This window comes from Pseudomonas sp. FP453 (genome assembly GCF_030687495.1).
Classification (GTDB): domain Bacteria; phylum Pseudomonadota; class Gammaproteobacteria; order Pseudomonadales; family Pseudomonadaceae; genus Aquipseudomonas.
On record NZ_CP117435.1, the window covers coordinates 336,895 to 353,274 of the forward strand.

4 protein-coding genes are annotated in these 16,380 nt (G+C 60.5%); 3 read left to right on the forward strand and 1 reads right to left on the reverse strand.

All coding sequences use genetic code 11. The annotated features are described in order from the left end of the window. Positions 1-18 precede the first annotated feature (18 nt). From PSH87_RS01515 to PSH87_RS01525, 3 genes are all read left to right on the forward strand, one after another. On the forward strand, positions 19-6,351 hold the full coding sequence (locus PSH87_RS01515; RefSeq protein WP_305432221.1) for a hypothetical protein: 6,333 nt from the start codon (positions 19-21) through the stop codon (positions 6,349-6,351). Continuing rightward, positions 6,341-13,903 carry a type I secretion C-terminal target domain-containing protein gene (locus PSH87_RS01520; RefSeq protein WP_305432222.1) on the forward strand — a complete coding sequence of 2,521 codons (7,563 nt, stop codon included), beginning with the start codon at positions 6,341-6,343 and terminating at the stop codon, positions 13,901-13,903. Before PSH87_RS01515 ends, PSH87_RS01520 begins: the two co-directional genes overlap by 11 nt. Before the next feature lie 124 nt (positions 13,904-14,027). Further along, complete coding sequence (locus tag PSH87_RS01525; RefSeq protein WP_017738335.1) at positions 14,028-14,366, forward strand: hypothetical protein; 339 nt, start codon at positions 14,028-14,030, stop codon at positions 14,364-14,366. A 56-nt stretch (positions 14,367-14,422) separates the two neighbouring features. On the opposite strand, the gene lapD is transcribed toward PSH87_RS01525, so the two are convergent. Further along, positions 14,423-16,369, reverse strand: a complete 1,947-nt coding sequence (gene lapD, locus PSH87_RS01530; RefSeq protein ID WP_017738336.1) for a cyclic di-GMP receptor LapD — start codon at positions 16,367-16,369, stop codon at positions 14,423-14,425. Between the last annotated feature and the right edge of the window lie 11 nt (positions 16,370-16,380).

Sequence of the window (16,380 nt, forward strand, 5' to 3'; positions counted from 1 at the left end):
AAAGGTTCCGACCAACCAGTGGTTAACCTGCACAACGACGTGCCGGTGATCACCGTTGTCGTCGCCAACACCCTGGAAGAAAACTCGGCCGTAGAAGGCACCGTCGCCGGTACCTTCGTTGCCAAAGACGAAGAGACTCCACGTGACGGCCTGACCATCAGCTTCACGCCGGGCACCAACACGCAGGGTTACTACGCCATCGTTGGCAACAACGTTGTGCTGACCAAAGAAGGTGCTGACTTCGTCAATGCTGGCAACCAGCTGCCGAAGATTGACCTGACCGTTACCGATCCAGAAGGCCTGAACTCCAAGGGTTCCGATCAACCAGTGGTCAACCTGCACAACGATGTGCCGGTGATCACTGTTGTCGCCAACACCCTGGAAGAAAACTCGGCCGTTGAGGGTACCGTCGCCGGTACCTTCGTTGCCAAAGACGAAGAGACTCCACGTGATGGCCTGACCATCAGCTTCACGCCGGGCAGCAACGAAGCTGGCTACTACGCCATCGTTGGCAACAACGTTGTGCTGACCAAAGAAGGTGCTGACTTCGTCAATGCTGGCAACCAGCTGCCGAAGATCGACCTGACTGTTACCGACCCAGAAGGCCTGAACTCCAAAGGTTCCGACCAACCAGTGGTCAACCTGCACAACGACGTGCCGGTGATCACCGTTGTCGCCAACACCCTGGAAGAGAACTCGGCCGTAGAAGGCACCGTCGCCGGTACCTTCGTTGCCAAAGACGAAGAGACTCCACGTGACGGCCTGACCATCAGCTTCACGCCGGGCAGCAACGAAGCTGGCTACTACGCCATCGTTGGTAACAACGTTGTGCTGACCCAAGCAGGCGCGAACTTCGTCAACGCTGGTAACCAGCTGCCAAAAATCGACCTGACCGTCACCGACCCAGAAGGCCTGAACTCCAAGGGTTCCGACCAACCAGTGGTCAACCTGCACAACGATGCGCCGGTAATCGAAATTGCGGCCAACACCATTGTTGAGGACACCGCCAGCGCAGGCACCGTCGCCGGTACCTTCACCGCGACCGACGAAGAAACCCCACGTGATGGCCTGACTATCGACTTCACGGGCAACAGCAACGCCGACGGCTACTACAGCCTCTCCGGCAACAACGTCGTGCTGACCCAAAAAGGTGCGGACTTCGTCAACGCCGGCAACCAGCTGCCAAAAATCGACCTGACCGTCACCGACCCACAAGGCCTGCACTCCAACGGCACTGGCCAACCAACCGTCACCCTGGTTGACGACACCCCGACCGCCATCGACAACCACATCGAAGGCAACGAAGACACCCCGATCGAACTGACCTGGGCGACCTTCGGCGTTCAGGATGAAGACACCACCAGCCCAGGCGTGGTGTTCACCAGCCTGCCGGCCGGTTCCATCGAGTACAAAGTCGACGGCGAGTGGGTCAAGCTCACCACGGCCGACCTGAAAACCGACACCTCGGCAGGCAAGGTCTTCACCCAGGCTGATTTCGATGCGCACAACGTGCGTTACAGCCCGGCGGAAAACGAATCCGGCGATGACACCTTCGGCGGCACTGGCGTGGGCAACAAGCAAGGTGACTACACCGAGCTGAAATTCCAGGCCACCGACGGCAACTCCTACAGCGACACCAAAACCATCACCGTGGATATCCACCCGGTGACGGATGTGCCGGTGTTGACCATCGGCCAAGTGCCAACCGGTCTGACCATTCAGACCTGGACCGGCGGCAACCTGCCGGGTGCCCTGGGCACCAACGGCCAAGGCGTGACCGACTCCAACACCCTGATCAAGGTGATCAACGGCCAAGCCGCCGGTAGCGCAGCCACCACGGGCGTGACCAGCGATGTCAACAACGGCAACGTGGCCGAAGGCACCGCGACCAAAGTGTCCGGCCTGGTCTACCTGGAAGCCGGCAAGAGCTACACCTTCACCGGTACAGCCGACGACAGCCTGGCAATCACCGTGGGCGGCAAGCTGGTTGCTTCCGAGACCTGGAGCCAAGGCAGCGGTATCAATGGCTCGGCCTTCACGCCGACCGAGTCGGGTTACTACACCCTCGACATCTACCACTACAACCAGAACGGCCCGGGCAACTACAACGTCAACGTGTCGGTCAACAACGGCCCGTCGGTATCGCTGGGCAGCAGCGGCGTGCAGACCTACACCAGTATCGAAGCGTTGAAAGACGCCGGCATGGTGCTGGGCGATAGCCACGTGGTGAATGGCGAAGGCTATTACACCGGCAACGTCTACAACCACGGCCTGGAAGACACCGCGATCAAGATCGCGCCGATTGACGTCAAGTTTGTCGACACCGACGGCTCGGAATCCCACAAGGTCGAAATCAGCGGCCTGCCGGAAGGCACCGTGCTGACCGACGGCACCCATACCATCACCTCGACCGGCGCAAACACGCTGTACGACGTGAGCACCTGGAACCTGGGCACCCTGAGCGTTACCCCGTTCAAGGACTCGACCGCCAGCTTCGACCTGACCGTGAAAGCCACCGCCAAAGAGCAGAGCACCGGCGTTGAAGAAGTCACCACCGGCAAGATCAGCGTGGTGGTTACAGCCGTCAACGACGCGCCAGTACTGGGCAACGAATCGACCAACGCGTTCGGCGACACCTACATCGAAGGCAAGCCAGGCGGCTACGTCGCGGCGAACCTGACCATCACCGACGTCGACAACACCACCCTGCAAAGCGCCAAGGTCACGCTGGTCAACCACCTGACCGACGACGTGCTGATCGCGGATGTCAGCAACACCAAGATCACCGTCAGCTACGACAAGACCACCGGTGTGCTGACCCTGTCCGGCGAAGCCACCAAGGCTGAATACCAGGAAGTCCTGCGTTCGGTGCACTTCGCCAGCGAAAGCGAAGACCCGAGCCCGGTCAACCGCAACCTGACCATCACCGTGAACGACGGCCAGGCGGATTCGGCGCCAGTGACCTCCGTGATCTACGTGGTGCCGGTCAACGATGCGCCGGTGATCAGCTTCGACAGCACCAAGTTTGTCGAGCAAAAAGGCGCCGTGGCACTGGTTGAAAAACTGAGCATCACCGACGTCGACAACCAAACCTTCAGCAAAGTGGTGGTCACCGTTGATCACCTGGTGTCTGGCGACCTGCTCACCAACGCCGACGTGCTCAAGGCCCTCGCCGTTGCCGGTATCACCATCACCGAAAGCGGCAGCGCCGCCGATGGCAAGATCGTCTACACCCTGACCAGCAACTTGCCGGCCGGCAGCAGCGCCGCCGACTTCATCAAGCTGGTTGAAGCGATCACCTTCCAGGCCCCGGGCAACAACCCGGCCGGTACTGATCGCACCGTGAGCATCTCTGTCACCGATAACGGTGGCGGTAACCTCGACCGAGAGCCGCCAGAAACCAGCACTGCGAATGGCAAGGTGACTGTCGAGCTGTTCAACGATGCGCCGACTGCAACCGGTAGCTCTACCGGCGCAGACGAAGACCACGCGGCCACGATCGTACTGAGCGGCGCCGATGTGGACGGCACCGTTGCCAAGTTCGTCATCACCACCTTGCCGGAGAACGGCAAGCTGTACAGCGACGAAAGCATGACCACCGAACTCAAGGTCGGTGACTCGGTGCCTGCGGGCGCTGACGGCAAGGCGTTGGTCTACTTCAACCCAACGGCTGACTGGAGCGGCACAACGGCGGTCACCTTCACGGCGGTCGACAATGCCGGTAAAGCCAGCGACGTCACCACCGCGCCTGTGACCATTGCACCGGTCACCGACACCCCGCACCTGGGCCTGCTCGGTGGCGGCGTCGTCAGCGCGATCAACTTCGACAGCGCGAACCTCAACGGTTCGTGGGGCACCGTCGCCGTCGGCAATGCCAACAATGCAGCCGGCACCGGTCCTGCCACCCAGTGGATGACCGGCAACAGCGACGGCAAGGTCGAAATCGGCCAAAGCAGCATCTACGGCGTCGAGACCCCGGGCAACAGCCAGGTCATCGAGCTGGAGAAAAACGCCGGCGACGACTCCAGCCTGTACACCATCATCAAGGCTGAAAGCGGCACCGCTTACAGCATCTCGGTCGACTACTCGCCGCGTCTCGGTCACGAGAACGATTCGGTGATCGACGTATTCTGGGGCGGCGTCAAAGTCGGCACCCTGGACACCACCGTCGTGGGCATGAAGACCTACACCTTCGTGGTGCCGGTCACTGCCGACGGTGATGCCAAGCTCGAATTCAAGGCCCCGGCCGGCGATACCAACAACTCCTACGGCGGCGTGCTGGACAACATCAGCGTGACCCAGGTGCTGAACACCGGCCTGGAAGACCACGCAATCAAGCTGTCGGCGATTGACGCCTACGCCACCGACAAGGATGGCTCCGAGACGCTCAAGCTGGAAATCAGCGGCATCCCGGCAGGCGCGACCATTTCCGATGGCGCGGGCCACACCTTCACCGCGACGGCCGGCAATCAAAGCGTCGACATCAGCGACTGGAGCCGAGCCACACTGGTCTACAACCCGGTGGCAAACGCCTACGGCGTGGTCAACCTGACCGTGACCGCTACGGCGCAGGATGGCGATGCGTTGCCTAAGTCCGAGTCGATCACGCTGCCGATCAACGTGATTTCGGTCAACGACCTGCCCGTCATCGAAGTGGTTGCCAACGCCCTGGTGGAAGGCCAAGTGGCGGAAGGCACCGTTGCCGGTAACTTCACCGTCAGCGATGTGGAAACCCCGGTTGCCCAGCTGAAAGTCACCTTCACCGGCGACAGCAACAAAGATGGCTACTACACCCTCGTTGGCAATGCCGTGGTGCTGACCCTGGCGGGTGCGAACTTCGTCAACGCTGGCAACAAACTGCCGGCGATTGATCTGACCGTGACCGATGCCGACAAAGGCAGCGCGCATGATGCGGCCACGCCGGATGTGACGTTGGTTAACGATGTGCCGGTTATCACTGTTGCTCCGGCCACGATTGAAGAGAACTCGGCCGCTGTAGGTACTGTCGCCGGTACCTTCACCGCGACTGATGAAGAGACTCCTCGTTCGGGTCTGACCATCACCTTCACTCCAGACAGCAACTCGGCTGGCTACTACGCCATCGACGGCAACAATGTTGTGCTGACCAAGGCGGGTGCTGATTTCGTCAACGCTGGTAACCAGCTGCCGAAGATTGACCTGACCGTTACTGATCCAGCGGGCGCTCACTCGAATGGCGAAGGCCAACCGACTGTTAACCTGGTTAACGACGTGCCGGTCATCACCGTTGCTCCGGCTACCATCGAAGAGAACTCCGCCGCTGTAGGCACCGTCGCCGGTACCTTCACTGCGACTGACGAAGAGACTCCTCGTTCGGGTCTGACCATCACCTTCACTGGCAACAGCAACTCGGCTGGCTACTACGCCATCGACGGCAACAATGTTGTGTTGACCAAGGCGGGTGCGGACTTCGTCAACGCTGGTAACCAGCTGCCGAAGATTGACCTGACCGTTACTGATCCAGCAGGCGCTCACTCGAATGGCGAAGGCCAGCCGACTGTTAACCTGGTTAACGACGTGCCGGTCATCACCGTTGCTCCGGCTACCATCGAAGAGAACTCCGCCGCTGTAGGCACCGTCGCCGGTACCTTCACTGCGACTGACGAAGAGACTCCTCGTTCGGGTCTGACCATCACCTTCACTGGCAACAGCAACTCGGCTGGCTACTACGCCATCGACGGCAACAATGTTGTGTTGACCAAAGCAGGTGCTGATTTCGTCAACGCTGGTAACCAGCTGCCGAAGATTGACCTGACCGTTACTGATCCAGCGGGCGCTCACTCGAATGGCGAAGGCCAACCGACTGTTAACCTGGTTAACGACGTACCGGTCATCACCGTTGCTCCGGCCACGATTGAAGAGAACTCCGCCGCTGTAGGTACCGTCGCCGGTACTTTCACTGCGACTGATGAAGAGACTCCTCGTTCGGGTCTGACCATCACCTTCACTCCAGGCAGCAACTCGGCTGGCTACTACGCCATCGACGGCAACAATGTTGTGCTGACCAAGGCGGGTGCGGACTTCGTCAACGCCGGCAACCAGCTGCCGAAGATTGACCTGACCGTTACTGATCCAGCGGGCGCTCACTCGAATGGCGAAGGCCAGCCGACTGTTAACCTGGTTAACGACGTGCCTGTGATCACCGTTGCTCCGGCCACGATTGAAGAAAACTCGGCTGCCGTTGGTACTGTCGCCGGTACCTTCACCGCGACTGACGAAGAGACCCCACGTTCGGGGCTGACCATCACCTTCACTCCGGGCACCACACTGATGTTACTACGCCATCGACGGCAACAATGTTGTGCTGACTAAGGCAGGCGCGGACTTCGTCAACGCTGGTAACCAGCTGCCGAAGATTGACCTGACCGTTACTGATCCAGCAGGCGCTCACTCGAATGGCGAAGGCCAGCCGACTGTTAACCTGGTTAACGACGTGCCTGTGATCACCGTTGCTCCGGCCACGATTGAAGAAAACTCGGCTGCCGTTGGTACTGTCGCCGGTACCTTCACCGCGACTGACGAAGAGACCCCACGTTCGGGGCTGACCATCACCTTCACTCCGGGCACCAACACTGATGGTTACTACGCCATCGACGGCAACAATGTTGTGCTGACTAAGGCAGGCGCGGACTTCGTCAACGCTGGTAACCAGCTGCCGAAGATTGACCTGACCGTTACTGATCCAGCAGGCGCTCACTCGAATGGCGAAGGCCAGCCGACCGTTAACCTGGTTAACGACGTGCCTGTGATCACCGTTGCTCCGGCCACGATTGAAGAAAACTCGGCTGCCGTTGGTACTGTCGCCGGTACCTTCACCGCGACTGACGAAGAGACCCCACGTTCGGGGCTGACCATCACCTTCACTCCGGGCACCAACACTGATGGTTACTACGCCATCGACGGCAACAATGTTGTGCTGACTAAGGCAGGCGCGGACTTCGTCAACGCTGGTAACCAGCTGCCGAAGATTGACCTGACCGTTACTGATCCAGCGGGCGCTCACTCGAATGGCGAAGGCCAACCGACTGTTAACGTGCACAACGACGTGCCAGTCATCACCGTTACAGCTAATACTCTGGAAGAGAACTCGGTCACTACAGGCACCGTCGCCGGTACCTTCGTTGCAACCGACGAAGAAACCCCACGTGCTGGCCTGACGATCACCTTCACGGGCAACAGCAACGCGGCTGGCTACTACAGCATCTCTGGCAACCGCAACGTCGTGCTGACCAAAGCAGGTGCTGACTTCGTCAACGCTGGCAACCAGCTGCCGAAAATCGACCTGACCGTTACTGATCCTGAAGGTCTGAACTCCAAAGGTTCCGACCAGCCAGTGGTCAACGTGCACAACGACGTGCCGGTCATCACCGTTACCGCCAACACCCTTGAAGAGAACTCGGTCACTACAGGCACCGTCGCCGGTACCTTCGTTGCGACTGACGAAGAAACCCCACGTGCTGGCCTGACGATCACCTTCACTGGCACTAGCAACGCTGCCGGTTACTACGCGATCTCTGGCAACAACGTAGTGCTGACCAAAGCAGGTGCTGACTTCGTCAACGCCGGCAACCAGCTGCCGAAAATCGATCTGACGGTTACTGACCCAGAAGGCCTGAACTCCAAAGGTTCCGACCAACCAGTGGTCAACGTGCACAACGACGTGCCGGTCATCACCGTTACCGCCAACACCCTTGAAGAGAACTCGGTCACTACAGGCACCGTCGCCGGTACCTTTGTCGCGACCGACGAAGAAACTCCGCGCGCTGGCCTGACGATCACCTTCACTCCAGGCACCAACGGCGCTGGCTACTACGCCATCTCCGGCAACAACGTTGTGCTGACCAAAGCAGGTGCCGACTTCGTCAACGCCGGTAACCAGCTGCCGAAAATCGACCTGACCGTCACCGACCCAGAAGGCCTGAACTCCAGCAACAACGCGCAGCCAGTGGTCAACCTGCATAACGACGTGCCGGTCATCACCGTTGTCGCCAACACCCTGGAAGAGAACTCGGTCACCACGGGCACCGTCGCCGGTACCTTCGTTGCAACCGACGAAGAAACCCCACGTGCTGGCCTGACGATCACCTTCACGGGCAACAGCAACGCGGCTGGCTACTACAGCATCTCTGGCAACAACGTCGTGCTGACCAAAGCAGGTGCTGACTTCGTCAACGCTGGCAACCAGCTGCCGAAAATCGACCTGACCGTTACTGATCCTGAAGGTCTGAACTCCAAAGGTTCCGACCAGCCAGTGGTCAACGTGCACAACGACGTGCCGGTCATCACCGTTACCGCCAACACCCTTGAAGAGAACTCGGTCACTACAGGCACCGTCGCCGGTACCTTCGTTGCGACTGACGAAGAAACCCCACGTGCTGGCCTGACGATCACCTTCACTGGCACTAGCAACGCTGCCGGTTACTACGCGATCTCTGGCAACAACGTAGTGCTGACCAAAGCAGGTGCTGACTTCGTCAACGCCGGCAACCAGCTGCCGAAAATCGATCTGACGGTTACTGACCCAGAAGGCCTGAACTCCAAAGGTTCCGACCAACCAGTGGTCAACGTGCACAACGACGTGCCGGTCATCACCGTTACCGCCAACACCCTTGAAGAGAACTCGGTCACTACAGGCACCGTCGCCGGTACCTTTGTCGCGACCGACGAAGAAACTCCGCGCGCTGGCCTGACGATCACCTTCACTCCAGGCACCAACGGCGCTGGCTACTACGCCATCTCCGGCAACAACGTTGTGCTGACCAAAGCAGGTGCCGACTTCGTCAACGCCGGTAACCAGCTGCCGAAAATCGACCTGACCGTTACTGATCCTGAAGGCCTGAACTCCAAAGGTTCCGACCAACCAGTGGTCAACGTGCACAACGACGTGCCGGTCATCACCGTCACCGCCAACACCCTGGAAGAGAACTCGGTCACCACGGGCACCGTCGCCGGTACCTTCGTTGCGACCGACGAAGAAACTCCGCGCGCTGGCCTGACGATCACCTTCACTCCAGGCACCAACGGCGCTGGCTACTACGCCATCTCCGGCAACAACGTTGTGCTGACCAAAGCAGGCGCCGACTTCGTCAACGCCGGCAACCAGCTGCCGAAAATCGACCTGACCGTCACCGACCCTGAAGGCCTGAACTCCAAAGGTTCCGACCAACCAGTGGTCAACGTGCACAACGACGTGCCGGTCATCACCGTCACCGCCAACACTCTGGAAGAGAACTCGGTCACCACGGGCACCGTCGCCGGTACCTTTGTCGCGACCGACGAAGAAACCCCACGTGCTGGCCTGACGATCACCTTCACGGGCAACAGCAACGCGGCTGGCTACTACAGCATCTCTGGCAACAACGTCGTGCTGACCAAAGCAGGTGCTGACTTCGTCAACGCTGGCAACCAGCTGCCGAAAATCGACCTGACCGTTACTGATCCTGAAGGTCTGAACTCCAAAGGTTCCGACCAGCCAGTAGTTAACGTGCATAACGATGTGCCGGTCATCACCGTTACTGCCAACACCCTGGAAGAAAACTCGGTCACTACAGGCACCGTCGCCGGTACCTTCGTTGCGACCGACGAAGAGACTCCACGTGCTGGCCTGACGATCACCTTCACTGGCACTAGCAACGCTGCCGGTTACTACGCGCTCTCTGGCAACAACGTAGTGCTGACCAAAGCAGGCGCCGACTTCGTCAACGCCGGCAACCAGCTGCCGAAAATCGATCTGACCGTTACTGATCCTGAAGGCCTGAACTCCAAAGGTTCCGACCAACCAGTGGTCAACGTGCACAACGACGTGCCGGTCATCACCGTCACCGCCAACACTCTGGAAGAGAACTCGGTCACCACGGGCACCGTCGCCGGTACCTTTGTCGCGACCGACGAAGAAACCCCACGTGCTGGCCTGACGATCACCTTCACTGGCACTAGCAACGCTGCCGGTTACTACGCGATCTCTGGCAACAACGTTGTGCTGACCAAAGCAGGCGCCGACTTCGTCAACGCCGGCAACCAGCTGCCGAAGATCGACCTGACTGTCGCTGACCCAGAAGGCCTGAGCTCCAACAACAACGCTCAGCCAGTGGTTAACCTGCACAACGACGTGCCAGTGATCACCATCACGCCGACCACCATCGTTGAAGACACCGCCAAGGTCGGCACCGTGGCCGGTACCTTCGTTGCGACCGACGAAGAAACCCCACGTTCGGGCCTGACCATCACCTTCACCGGCACCACCAACGCGAGCGGCTACTACAGCATCTCCGGCAACAACGTGGTGTTGACCCAGAAAGGTGCTGATTTCGTCAACGCCGGCAACCAGCTGCCGAAGATCGACCTGACCGTTACCGACCCAGAAGGCCTGAACTCGCATAACGTTGCGCAGCCGACGGTGACCTTGGTCGACGACACCCCAACCGCCACCAACGGCAGCATCCAGAGCAACGAAGACACCCCGGTCGAACTGACCTGGGCCACCTTCGGCGTCAAGGATGAAGACTCGGCGAACCCGAAAGTGGTGTTCACCGCGCTGCCTGCCGGTTCCATCGAGTACAACGTCAACGGCGTGTGGGTGAAGCTCACCACGGCCGATCTGGCAACCGCCACGTCGGCCGGCAAGGCCTTCAGCCAGGCGGACTTCGATAACCACAACGTGCGTTACAGCCCGGCGGAGAACGAGTCCGGTGACAGCAGCTTCGGCGGCACCGGCGTGGGCAACAAGCAAGGTCACTACACCGAGCTGAAGTTCCAGGCCACCGACGGCAACACCAACAGCGAGACCAAAACCATCACCGTGGATATCCATCCGCTGGCGGATGCGGGGGTTGTGACGGTGACTCAGGCCGGCGCTGCGGCGCAGGGCCTGGTTATCCAGACCTGGACGGGCGGCAACCTGCCGACTGCGTTGGGCACCAACGGTAACGGCGTAGTCAAATCCGACGACCTGATCAAGGTCATCGACGCCAAAACCGCAGCCAGCGCTGTGTCCACCGGTGTGATCCACACCGTGGCCAACGACAATGTGACGGCCACCACCGCGACCAAGGTCTCGGGCCTGATCTACCTGGAAGCGGGCAAGAGCTATACCTTCACCGGTACGGCCGACGACAGCCTGGCAATCACCGTGGGCGGCAAGCTGGTTGCGACCGAAACCTGGAGCAGCGGCAGCGCGATCACCGGCTCGGCCTACACGCCGACCGAGTCGGGCTACTACACCCTCGATATCTACCACTACAATCAGGCTGGCGCGGGCAACTACAACGTCAATGTGTCGATCAACAACGCCCCTTCGGTGTCGTTGGGCAGCAGCGGCATCCAGACCTACACCAGCATCGAGGCGTTGAAAGCCGCCGGTGCGGTGCTGGGCGACAGCCATGTGGTCAATGGCGAGGGTTACTACACCGGGTATGTCTATAACAGCGGCCTGGAAGACACCGTCATCAAGGTCAGCCCGATTACCGCGACGTTTGCCGATAACGACGGTTCGGAGTTGCACAAGGTGGAAATCAGCGGCCTGCCGAAAGGCACCGTGATCACCGACGGCACCACCGGTCATACCTACACCTCGACCGGCACGGGCACGCTCTACGATGTCAGCACCTGGAACCTGAAAACCCTGACGGTCACGCCGGTCAAGGATTCCACCGGGACCTTCGACCTGACCGTGAAGGCAACCTCCACCGAGCAGAGCACCGGTGAAACCGTGACGTCGAGCGGCAAGGTGAGCATCGTGATCACCCCGGTCAACGACGCCCCAGTGCTGGACCTCAGCACCGCAGACGGCGCTCTCGCCACCGGCTACAGCACCTCGTACACCGAGCGCTCCGACGCCGGCGTTGCGATCACTGCCAGCGTGGGCATTGCCGACGTCGACAGCACGCAGATGCAAAGTGCGACCATCACCCTGAAAAACGCCAGCTCGGGCGATCAGCTCAGCTCCAGCCTGATTGCGGTGGGCGGTACTTACAAAGGCGTGACCTTAACCAGCGTCGGTACCGACGTCAGCGGCAAGATCGTGCTGACGCTCTCGGGCGTAGCGGATTCGGCCACTTACAAGGCGCTGCTGGAGTCGTTCCAGTACTCCAGCACCAGCAAGTACCCAACCACCGGTGATCGTCTCATCGACATCTCCGTGAAGGACAGCGCCGGTTCCGACAGCTTGAGCTCGTCGGTTGCCACCAGCACCATCACGGTCAAGTCGCAGGTTTACACCCTGAACCTGGAAGGCGGCGCGGGTGCCGATACCATCGACCTGGGTTCCAGCTCGGCGAACAACATTGTGGTCGGCGACAAAGGCGGTATCACCACGCCGGGTACCAACTACAACATCGCGTTCCTCGTCGACACCTCGGGCAGTATCGGTTCGACCGCCATGAAGTCGATCAAGGATCAGCTCTCGAGCATCTTCGATACCTTGATTGCCAATGCCGCGACTAAAGACTCGGGCGTTGTGAAAGTGCTGCTGGTGGACTTCGACACCCGCGTCCAGTCTGAAGTCTCGGTCAACCTGGCCGACAAGACCGCCGCCAAGGCTGCCTTGCAGGCCGTGTTGAACCAGATGGTGTCCAATTCCAGCGACATGACCAACTACCAGGACGCGTTCAAAGCGGCCTCGGATTGGTTCAAGAGCAGCGACGCCACCAGCAACGCCGGTGCGAAAAACCTCACGTACTTCATCACCGACGGTTCGCCGAACGTGTACACCGACGTGCAGGGCAACCCGTACCTGGGCTATAGCGGCGGCAACAAGGGCTCCAGCGTTTACTTTGACAGCATGGTGAACAACTCCAATTACGTCCTGGGCCAGAGCAGTCCGGTCTACGCCGTGATCAATGGCAACTGGCGGATGATTGTCGATAGCAGCGGTAAGGTTTACTCCTACGACAGCCGCGGCTACTCGAACTATGAAGGTACGGTTGTGGCCAACAGCAATGGCGGCTTCGACGTTGCTGCGGTCTACAACAACTCCAGCACCGCACTGGCAAACGCCAAGACGGCCTACAGCGATCTGGTCAACTCGGTGCCCGACAAAGTCGTGGTCGAGGCGATCGGTCTGGGTTCGAGCATCGATAGCACCGTGCTCAAGCAGTTCGATACCGACAAGGTGGTTTCCACCATCGACACCGAGAAGCTGGCAGACGCCATCACCGGCCACACCGCCGATGCCGGCGCGGACAACGTTTCCGGTGGTTCGGGCAACGACATCCTGTTCGGCGACCTGATCAGCTACAAAGGCCAGGAAGGCAATGCGGCACTCAAGGCCTTCGCTGCCGAGAAGCTGTCGACTACGCCTGACCTGATTGACGATCGCACCTTGCACCAGTACATCACTGAGCATGTGCAGGACGTCGGGGCCTTGGCCAACGCGTCGAACATCTACGGTACCAACGATGGCGCCGACACCCTGCTGGGTGGCGCAGGCAACGACATCCTGTTCGGCCAGGGCGGCAACGACACCCTCAATGGCGGTGCCGGCAACGACATCCTGGTGGGCGGCAAGGGCAATGACATCCTGACCGGCGGCGCAGGTGCCGATACCTTCGTCTGGCTCAAAGGCGATACCAACACCAGCGGCGGCTTTGATCGCATCACTGACTTCAAGCACAGCGAAGGCGACAAGCTGGACCTGTCCGACTTGCTGCAAGGCAATACCGACAGCAACTTGGATAAGTATCTGAAGCTGACCACCGACTCGTCGGGCAACTCGACGCTGAGCGTGAGCAGCAGCGGTTCGTTTACCACCAGTGGCGGTACGGCCGATGTGACGATCAAGGTCGATGGCGCGAACTGGGGCAACGGCAGCAGCGCGATCAACAACCTGATCGCCGGTGGCGACCTGACCGTCAAGCACCACGACTGATCACCACCGGGGCGGCAATCTTTCGGGATTGGCGCCCCAGTGGCATCGGCTTCGGGGAAATGTGTGTAATCTCTGTGGGCGTCGTGCGCGGCGCCTGCAGGGATTTTTTATTGGGAGAACGCTGATGTTCTACGTGCAACGCGATCAAAACAACGCTTTGGTACGCGTCGAGGCGCAGGCCTACGCGGAAGCCACCGAGACGCTACCGGCGGACCATCACGAGATCCAGGCGTGGTTTGCCGGCGATGAGATCGAAGACAGCCTCAAGCAGCTCAAGAACAGTGACCTTGAGATGATTCGAGTGCTCGACGACTTGATCCAGGTGCTGACATCCAAAGGCGTGATCCGCATCACCGACTTGCCGCCGGCGGCACAGGCCAAGTTTCTGGAGCGGACCCAGGCCCGGGCGGCGCTGGGCGGCTTGAGTGAACTGATCAATGACGATGAAACCGGCCTGATCTGAACACGCCACACCTCCTTTACGGCATCCGCGTCAAGGAGGCATGAGGCTTCGATGTTTTACTTCCAGGGCGCCGGTTCACCGACCAGTTGGCCTTGTACCCCTTCGACGCCCATCTCGCGGATTACCCGCAACTCACCCTCGGTTTCCACGCGCTCGGCAATCAACGGCAGGTCAATGCTGTGGGCGGCCCGTTGGATGGCTTCGATAAAGATGCGCTTGTGGCTTTCCTGGTCAATGGCGCGGATGTAACTGCCGTCGATCTTGAGGTAGGCCAGGCCCAGGTTCGCCAGGTTGCCGATCATGCTGAAACGCCCACCGAAACGCTGCAGGCCAAGGCTGTAGCCGAGGCTGCGCATGCGCCGCAGCATCACCTCAAGCTGGGTTTGCTCGGGCACTTGCTCTTCACCGATTTCCAGGATCAGGCGCGGCCCCAGTGCCGGGTGCTGGGCCAGTCGTTCGAAGATCTGCTCCATGGCCTGCGGGTCGTTCAACGTGGCGGCGGAAAGGTTCAGGGCCACTGACTGGTTGTGCTGGGCCAATTGCTTGATGACCAGATCGAGCATCACTTGGTCGAGGCGCGCGGTCCAGCCGAAGCGCTCCAGCCACGGCAGGAAGTGACCGGCCGCGATGGTCTGGTCCTCGTTGTCGAGCAGGCGCGACAACACCTTGTAATGCAGCACTCGCTGGGTATCGCTGCTGCTCACCACCGGCTGGAAGAACAGGCGGAAACGCCCTTGCTTCAGGGCGTGGTCGAGCAGGGTATGCCAGCTGTGCGGGTCATCGCTGACGGTGCCGGCGGTCTGGTGCTCCAGGCACACCCAGGTCTGGCCGCTGCTGGCTTCCGCCTGGGCCAGGGCCTGGTCGGCCAGCATCAGCAGGTCGGCCGAGGCGTCGCCGGGGTTGTACGGGGCCAGGCCGATATAGGCCACGGTGGGCATGTCGGTGGCGCCGGTTTCGTGCAGGCTTTGCAGGGTGGTTTCCAGCTCCTGGGCCAATTGCCGGGCTTCGTCACGCACCAGGCCTGGCGCGAGCACCGCGAATTCACCACCACGGCTGCGGGTGATCAGGTTGTGGGTTTCCGGGTATTTGGCGCAGGTGCGCACCAGTTGCTGGCTGACGGCTTGCAGCAACTGGTCGGTGCGTTGCCCGCCGAGGCGCTGGTTGAGGCCGCCGAGGTCGTTGACGCGCAGTATCAGCAGGTAGCCGGAGCTGGGCTCTTCCAGGTTGCTGACGCGGGAGCTGAGCTGCATCTCGAAATAACGCCGGTTGGCCAGGCCCGTCAGGCTGTCCTGGTAGGACTCCACGCGCAGTTTCTCGCTGCGTTCGGTCTGCTCGTGGAACAGTGCCTTGAGCTTCTCCACCATCTGGTTCATGGCTTGCACCACGCGGCGCAATTCCGGGGTGCGCGGCAGGTCGGGCAGGCTGAGGAATTCACGCCGGGCAATGGCGTGGGATTGCTCGACCATATAGTCCAGCGGCCTGAGCTGACGCCGCAGCAGCAAGGCCCCGAGGATCGCACTCGCCGCCCCGCACAGCAGCAGCCAGCCGAGGCTGCCCAGGGCGCTTTGCCAGAGTTTGGCCAGGGCGAACATTGGGTGGCTCACCACCTCCACGCGCGCCGCCTGCTGCCAGCCACGGCTGACGATGGCATCGCCGCCGGCCGGCGCGAGGCCGATCATCTTCACGAACCAGGCCGGCACGCCATTGGCGTCGGGCTCGGCAGAGCGTTCCACCAGCACCTGGTCATTGCTCAGGTCGATCACGCGGATGCTGGCGTAGTAGCCACTGTCAAAGATCGAGCTGACCATCAGTTCGGTCATCGCCGGGTCGTCGATGTTCGGCGTCAGCGACAGCGCCAGCGCGGTGGCCGCGTCCTGGGCGTGGGAGCGCAGCTGGTTGACGTACTGGGTACGCGAGCTTTCCAGGCTGACCACGAAGCTACCGCTGAAGGCGACCACGAGAAACACACAGATAGCGATCAGCAATTGTTTGAACAGTGACATCGTAGCTCCTG

Coding starts and splice junctions, on each gene's coding strand:
- lapD (WP_017738336.1), bottom strand. CDS start 16,369: ATGTCACTGTTCAAACAATTGCTGATCGCTATCTGTGTGTTTCTCGTG.
- PSH87_RS01525 (WP_017738335.1), top strand. CDS start 14,028: ATGTTCTACGTGCAACGCGATCAAAACAACGCTTTGGTACGCGTCGAG.